3 protein-coding genes are annotated in these 7877 nt (G+C 79.4%); all 3 read right to left on the reverse strand.

From position 1 onward, the window contains the following. Positions 1 to 1098 (reverse strand): condensation domain-containing protein (locus tag VFZ20_RS11860; protein WP_329684092.1); only part of this gene is annotated, 1098 nt, incomplete at its 3' end. A 3-nt stretch (positions 1099 to 1101) separates the two neighbouring features. Beyond that, positions 1102 to 2796: a cyclic peptide export ABC transporter gene (locus VFZ20_RS11865; protein ID WP_329684093.1), complete on the reverse strand. Its 1695-nt coding sequence runs from the start codon at positions 2794 to 2796 to the stop codon at positions 1102 to 1104. Then, a complete protein-coding gene (locus tag VFZ20_RS11870; RefSeq protein WP_329684094.1) occupies positions 2793 to 7877 on the reverse strand; it encodes a non-ribosomal peptide synthetase in 5085 nt (1694 codons plus the stop codon). Before VFZ20_RS11870 ends, VFZ20_RS11865 begins: the two co-directional genes overlap by 4 nt.

Genomic DNA, 7877 nt, shown 5'->3' on the forward strand with positions numbered 1-7877 from the left:
GCCGCTCCAGCGCCGCACCTCGGCCACGGGGGCGTGCTCGTGCTCGCGGGCCGCGGCGGCGCGGGCCTGCAGCCCCGCCAGCCAGCCGGCCACCGTGGCGCCGGGGTCCACGCGGACGCGCACGGCCACCGTGTTCACGAACATCCCCACCATCTCCCCGGCCCCTTCCAGCTCGGCGGGGCGGCCGGAGACCACGCCCCCGAAGAGGACGTCCTCCTCGCCGGACCAGCCGGCCAGGAGCAGCGCCCACGCGCCCCGGGCCAGCGTTCCCAGGGTCACGCCCAGGCGGCGGCCCAGGGCCCGCAGCTCCGCCGTGGGCACGGCCTCCAGCGACGCCTCGGCCACCCCCTCGTCTTCGCCTTCTTCAACGTCTTCGCCGCCGCCGGAGGCCGGCGCGGGAAGGGGCGTGGGGGCGCCCCGCCCCGCCAGCTCCGCCCGCCAGAACGCCTCCGTCCGCGCGGGGTCGCGCCCCCGCAGCCACGCCGCGTAGTCGGCGAAGGGGCGCCGGGCGGGCAGGTCGGCCACGGCGCCGCGCAGGGCCGCGCGATACGCGGCGAGCACCTCGCCCAGCACCAGCGGGGCGGACCAGCCGTCCAGCAGGAGGTGGTGGTGCGTCCACACCAGCCGCCACGCGTCGTGCCCCGCGCGGACGAGCATCAGCCGCAGCAGGGGCGGCCGCGCGGGGTCAAAGCCGCGGGCGCGGTCCGCGCGCAGGTGCCCCTCCAGGCGGGCGTCCTGCTCCGCCGCGGGCAGCGTCCGCCAGTCGTCCTCCGCCCACGCCAGGGGGACGTGGCGGTGCACGGACGCCCGCCCGGCGCCGTCCGTCCAGGCAAAGCCCGTCCGCAGCGCGGGGTGGCGCCGCAGCACCGCCTCCCACGCGTCGCGCAGGGCGGCGGGGTCCACGGGGCCCCGCAGGGCCAGGACGTACTGCACCAGGTCCACCCCCGCCTCCGGCGCCAGGCCGGCATGGAGGAGCATCCCCTCCTGCAGGGGGGTGAGGGGGTGCACGGCCTCAACGGTGGGCTCCATGATGACGGGCGCGGGCGGGGAAAGGGGGCCGGCGGGGGGCGAAGGGGCGGCGGCGCGCGGATCCGGCATGGGTCAGCCCTCCCCCGGCGCGCCGGCCAGGGCGCCCCCGCCCAGGGCCACGGCCGCGGCGGGGGCGCGGGACGGCAGCCCGGCGGGGGGGCCGTCGTACTCCACCCGGCCGGCGTCCAGCTTGATGACGCGGTCGGCCACGCCGTAGTACTGGTCGTCGTGGGTGATGGCCACGACGGTCTTGCCGCGGGCCCGGAGCTCCGGGAGCAGGCGCAGGTAGAAGAACCTGCGAAAGACGGGGTCCTGGTCCGCCGCCCACTCGTCGAACAGGCAGATGGGGCGGTCCTCCAGGAACGCCGTCAGCAGGGCCAGCCGCTTGCGCTGCCCCTGCGACAGCCGGGTGGTGGACAGCCGCCCGTCGCGGACGGCCACGCGGTGGGACAGCTGCAGCGTCTCCAGGAACTCCGCCGCCCGGCCGTCCACCCCCGGCGTCTCCATCCCCAGCAGCCGCTCGAAGAGGTGAAAGTCGGAGAAGACGGCCGAGACGCGCTGCAGCAGGGCCCCGCGGCCGGCGTCGTCCACCGGCGCGCCGTCCAGCCGCACCTCGCCCGAGGCGGGGGCGTACAGCCCCACGAGGAGCTTGGCCAGCGTCGTCTTTCCGCTGCCGTTGCCCCCCACGACGAAGACGATCTCCCCCGGGCGCAGCGCCAGCGACACGGGGCCCAGGGTAAAGTCGCCCTCGCCCTCGCGCGGGTAGGCGTGCGTGACCTCCGCCAGCTCCAGCGAGCGCCACCCGCCGCCGTCCGCCGCCGGCGCCGCGGGGGGCGCGGCGGGGGCCAGGGCGCCGCCCAGCGCCTCGGCCCGGTGCAGCCCCAGCCGTGCGCGCGACAGGACGGGAAGGGCGTCCAGGATCACCTCCAGGGGCGACATCAGGTACAGCAGGACGAGGGCGTACCCCGTGAGCACCTCGCCCGGCACGCCCCCCCGCAGGGGAAGGACGAAGGCGATGGTCCCCACGAGGCCGAAGATCACCATCTGCCCCCACCCCGCCGCGGCCGCGAAGAGGGTGGCCGACCCCACGGAGGTGCGCCGGATGCGCCGCCCCGTCTCGTCCAGCTCGCGCAGCAGCGCCTCGCGCCGGGCGGCGTGCAGCTTGAGCTCCTTGACGCCCCCCGTGAGCCCCTCCAGGTCGCCCCACAGCCGGTCCGCCAGCTCGCGCTGCTCCCGCTGCAGCCGCTCCGCCCGGGCCAGGGGAAGGCGGTAGGTGGCCACGCCCAGGGCCAGCAGCAGGAGCACGCCCCCCAGGGCGGCGGGAGAAAGCCATCCCAGGTAGCCCAGGCACCCCGCCACGATGGCCCCCTGCACGAACAGCAGGGGCAGGGCCCGCAGGGCGGCCGCCACGGCGGCCAGGTCCTCGGTAAGGACGGCCAGCAGCCGCGGGGTGCCCAGCTCCTCCAGCCGCCGCAGGGGCGCGTCCAGGATGCGCCGGCCCAGGTCGCGGCGCAGGTCCGTCACCATCCGCTGCGCCAGCGACGCCATGAGGTACGACGAGGCCGCGCGAAGGACGGGGACCAGCAGGCACACCCCCGCGAAGCTCCCCGCGAGGGCCCCGTCGGCCCAGGGGCGCGGGTGGTGCAGGGCCCGGTTGGCCAGCGCCAGGAGCACGGCGTTGGCGGCGCCGCTGGCGATCCCCGCCGCGGCCGCCAGCACCAGCGTCCCCGCCGACCAGCGGAGAAGGAGGGCCAGGAGCGCCTTCATGCGCCCCCGCCCGGCAGGCCCGTGGGCTCCCCCTGGCGCAGCCGCCGCACGGCCGCGGGGTCCAGGGAAAGGACGGGAGGGTCGGAGAAGGGTTCCTCGTCCTCCGCGCCGTCCGCGCGCACCGCCTCCAGCGACGCGGCCAGGCGGGCCACGGTGGGGTTGCGCAGCAGCAGCCGCGGGGCGAGCTCCACCCCCGCGCGGCGCGCGCGGGCCACCACCTGCAGGGCCAGGATGGAGTCGCCCCCCAGGGCAAAGAAGGGGTCGTGCACCCCCACCGGGGTCCCGCCCAGCACGGCGCCCCAGATCTCCGCCAGCAGCGCCTCGGCGGGGGTGCGGGGGGCCACGAAGCCCTCCCCGGGCGCGGCGGGCGCGCCGGGCGGGGGCAGGGCGCGCCGGTCCACCTTGCCGCCGGGGGTAAGGGGGAGCGCGGGAAGGAGGACGAAGGCGGCCGGCACCATCCACTCCGGCAGCAGCTCGCCCAGGAACTCGCGCAGCTCGCGGACGGGGGGCGCGGGGGCGCCGCGGGGCTCCACGTACGCCACCAGGCGCCGCTCGCCGGGCGCGTGCTCGTGCACGGCCACGGCCGCCGCGGCCACCTCGGGGTGCCGCAGCAGCGCCGCCTCCACCTCGCCCGGCTCCACCCGGTAGCCGCGGACCTTGACCTGGGCGTCCAGCCGCCCCGCGAACTCCAGCGCCCCGTCCCCGCGGCGCCGCGCCAGGTCGCCCGTGGCGTACATGCGCGCCCCGGGCTCCTCCGCCAGGGGGTCGGGGACAAAGCGCGCGGCCGTGAGCCCCGGCTGGCCCAGGTAGCCCCGGGCCACCCCGGCGCCGCCCAGGAACAGCTCGCCGGGGAAGCCGTCGGGCACGGGCTGCAGGGCGGCATCCAGCACCCGCGCCCGCACCCCGTGGATGGGCCGGCCGATGGGCACCTCGGCCCCGGCTTCGTCCCCCGCGGCCACGTCGTGGCGGGTGGCGACGACGGTAGCCTCCGTGGGACCGTAGCTGTTCACCAGGCGCACGCCGTCGCCCACGGCCGCGCGCCACTGCGCCACCCGCTCCGGCAGGGCCCGCTCCCCGCCGATGATCACCAGGCGGACGGACGGGGGAAGGACGGCCTGGCCCGCGTGCAGGGCGGCGGCCACGGCGTGCCACCAGGCCGTGGGAAGGTCCAGGACCGTGACGCCCGCGCGGCCGCAGAAGTCCAGGAAGGCGTCCACGCCGGCCGTGATCTCGTCGGGGCGCAGCACCAGGGCGGCGCCGCGGGCCAGCGCGGGGTAGATCTCCTCGGCGCTGGCGTCGAAGCTGGCGGAGGCGAACTGCAGCACGCGGTCCGCCGCTCCCAGCCCGTACGCCTCGGCGGCGGACGCCGTGTGGGCGGCCAGGGCCGCGTGCGGCACGACCGTCCCCTTGGGGCGCCCCGTGGAGCCGGAGGTGTAGATGACGTACGCCGCCCCCGCCCCGTCCACCTCCCCCGCCGGACCGGAATCCACGGAATCCACGGAACCCCCGACGTCCACGGCGGGGCCGGCGGCGTCCGGGGGCACCCGCTCCACCCCGTCCGCCCCCTCGTCCCCCCCGCGGGCGGAGACGAGGATGCGGGCGCCCGCGTCGCGCAGCATGGACGCGCGGCGCTCCGCGGGGGTGGCGGGGTCCAGGGGAAGGTAGGCCGCCCCGGCGCGCAGCACGGCGTACAGGGCCACGATGAGCGACGGCGCGCGCTCCAGGCACACGCCCACCACCGACTCCGGCCCCACCCCCCGCGACCGCAGGTGCCGCGCGAGGCGGCCGGCGCGCGCGTCCAGCTCCGCGTACGTGAGCGTCTCCCCCGCCCCCACGACAGCGGGCGCGTCCGGCGACAGGGCCGCGCGGGCCGCCAGGGCGTGGTGCACCAGCGGGCGCGGCAGCCCCGCGGCCGGCCCGGTGGACGCGGCCAGCACCCGCGCGCGCCCCGCGTCGTCCAGCAGGGGAAGGACGTCCACCTCCACCCCGGGCGCCTCCAGGGCCGCGTCCAGCAGGGCGCCCAGGCCGTGCGCCAGCCGGGCGGCGGTGTGGGGGGTGAACAGGTCGGCCGCGTACTGCAGGCGCATGGACAGGTCGCCGTCCACCTCCGTCCCCCACAGGCACAGGGCGCAGGGGGTGGCGCGCTCGTCCAGGGGCACGGCCTCCATCGTCCACCCGCCGTGGACGAAGCGCGCCCCCGGCTCGCCCGCCATCACCCCCGCGATCCCCGCCTCCTGCAGCCGGTGCGGGCGGTTGAAGACGAACATGGCCTGCACGGGCGCCCCCCGCCCCCCCTCGCGGAGGGCGGGCAGGCGCTCGGCCAGGAGGGAGAACGGCATCTCCTGGTGCTCCAGCGCCTCCAGCACCGTCTCGCGCGCCCGCTCCACCAGCGCGCCGAAGCCGGGGCGGCCGGACAGGTCCGCGCGCAGCAGCACCAGGTTCATGAAGCACCCCACCGTCCCCGCCCACTCCGCCCCCGCGCGCCCCGCGGCGGGCACGGCCAGCAGCAGCCCGGGGTCGCGCGTCCACCGGTGCAGCAGCGCCTGCCACCCGGCCAGGAGCACGGCGAAGGGGGTGGCGCCCCGCTCCCGCGCGAACGCGGCCACGCGGGCCGTGCGCGCCGCCCCCAGGCGAAAGCGGTGCACCCCGCCGGCGTCCGTGGGCACCGCCGGCCGGCGGTCCGCCGGGAGCGACAGCCGGGGCGAGGCGCCGTCCAGGCGGGCGCGCCAGTACGCCCACAGCCGCTCGCCCTGGGGCCCCGCCAGCAGCCGCTCGCGCCGGCGGGCGTGCTCCGTGTACGCGCGCCCGGCCGGCGGCAGGGCGGCCGGCACGCCCGCGGCCTCGGCGGCGTACAGGGCGGCCAGCTCGCCCAGCAGCAGCACGCTGGACCAGAAGTCCACGGCCGCGTGGTGGATGACCAGCAGCAGCACGTCCTCCCCGGGCCCGCGGCGGTAGAGCGCGGCACGCAGCAGGGGCGGCCGCGCCAGGTCAAAGGGCCGGTGGGCCTCGTCGCCCAGCCGCGCGCGGAGGACGTCGTCGTCCCACCCCGCCGCGTCCGTCTCCGGGAGGGGGACGTCCCCCGCGGGGTGCACCTCCTGCACGGGCACCCCGTCGCGGGCCGCCAGGGCCGTGCGCAGGGCGGGGTGCCGCTCCAGCAGGGCGGCCAGGGCGCGGCGCAGGGCGGGCGCGTCCACCGCGGGGGCCACGCGGATGGCCGCGAAGACGTTGAAGAGGGCGCTCTCCGGCTCCAGCTGCTGCAGCAGCCACATGGCGCGCTGCCCGTGGGTGGCCGGGGCCGGCCCGTCCTCGTCCCCGCCCTCCGCCTCCCGCGCGGCGGCGGCGTCCAGCGCCTCGCCCACCCGCGCGGCCAGCGCGCGCGCCGTGGGGCCGTCCAGCAGGGCGCGCAGGGGGAGCGACACGCCCAGGTCGCCCAGGAGGGCGTTCCGCACCTCCACGGCCATCAGCGAGTCCAGCCCCAGCGCCGTCACGGGGCGGTCGGGGTCCACCCGCTCCACCGGGACGCGCAGCACCCCCGCCAGCCGGGCCGCCAGGTACGCCCCCACCCGCGCGGGCCGGTCCAGCGGGTCCGCGGCCAGGACGTCGCGGGCCGACACGGCGGCCGGGGCGTCCGCCGGCCCTTCGTCCGCCGCGCGCGGGGCGGGCGCCAGGCGCACGCTCCCCGCCGCGTGCAGCGTCCACGGGGCGCGGGGCGCGCCGGCCGGACGGGCGTGCAGGCGCAGCGACGCGCGTCCCCCGTCGCCGGGCGCCAGGAGCAGCTGCACGGCGGCGGGGGCGCGCAGGTCCAGCGGCACCAGCTCCCGCAGCTCCGCCTCGTGGTCGCCCGGCCCGGCGGCGTCCGCCGCGGCGGCGCGCGCCAGGGCCGCCAGGGCGGCGGCGGGAACCCGCCCCTCGCCGTCCGCCCCCAGGCGCGGAAGGGCGTCGGGCCCCGCCTCGGCGTCCCACACGTGCGCCCCGGCCGGCTCCGCCAGGACGGTGTGCGCGCCCAGCAGGGGGTGCGCGGCGCCGCTCCGCGGGCGGGGCGCGGGCTGCATCCAGTGCCGCTCGCGCTGCCAGGGGTAGCGGGGAAAGGGGACGGGGCGCCCGCCCGCCGGGTGCAGGGCCTCCCACGCGACCGGGGCCCCGCGGGTGTACAGGGCGCCCAGCGCGGCCAGCATCGTCTCCCGCTCCCCTTCGCCCCTGCGCAGCGAGGCCACGGCCCGCGCGTCGCCGGGGCGCCCGCGGAGCGTCTCCTCCACGGGCCGGCACAGGGCCGGGTGCGGCGACAGCTCCACGAACGTGTCGCAGCCGGCGGCCGCCAGCGCCTCCACGGCGGCGGCAAAGCGCACCGGCTGGCGGACGTTGCGCGCCCAGTACTCCGCGTCCAGCATCCGCCCGTCCACCTCGCGCCCTTCCACGCTGGAGACGAGGGGAATGCCCCCCGCGCGGGGCGACAGGCCGGCCAGCGCCCCCCGCAGCGCGGCGGCCGCCTCCTCCACGGCGGGGCTGTGGAACGCGTACGGCACCCCCATCCGCCGGACAAAGACGTCCCGCGCCTCCAGCGCCCCCAGCACCTCCTCCAGGGCGTCCGTGTCGCCGGAAAGGACCACCGACGCGGGCGCGTTGACGGCGGCGATGGACAGCCGCGCGCCGTACGGGGCGGCCGCGTCGCGCGCCGCCGCCTCGGACAGCCCCACGGCCGCCATGGTGCCCCGCCCCGTGGCGGCCTGCATCAGCCGCCCGCGGTGCACCACCACCCGGACCGCGTCGTCCAGGGAAAGCGCCCCCGCCAGGAACGCGGCGGCCACCTCGCCCACGCTGTGCCCCGCCACGGCCGCGGGGCGCACGCCCCACGCGCTCCACAGGGCGGCCAGCCCCACCTGCAGGGCGAAGATCGCGGGCTGGGCCGTCCGCGTGTCGGCCAGCGTGGACGAATCCTCGTCCGCCGCCAGCGCGTCCAGCACCGACCCGCCCGCCTCCGCGCGCACCCGGGCGTCCACGGCCTCCACGGCGGCGCGGAACACCGGCTCCTCCGCCAGCAGCGCGCGCCCCATCCCCGGCCACTGCCCGCCCTGCCCGCCCAG

Source organism: Longimicrobium sp., assembly GCF_036280135.1.
In the GTDB taxonomy this organism is placed as follows: Bacteria; Gemmatimonadota; Gemmatimonadetes; order Longimicrobiales; family Longimicrobiaceae; genus Longimicrobium.

What these genes read in the sequence shown, in the direction of transcription:
- VFZ20_RS11865 (WP_329684093.1), bottom strand. Translation starts at nt 2,796, where the DNA reads ATGAAGGCGCTCCTGGCCCTCCTTCTCCGCTGGTCGGCGGGGACGCTG.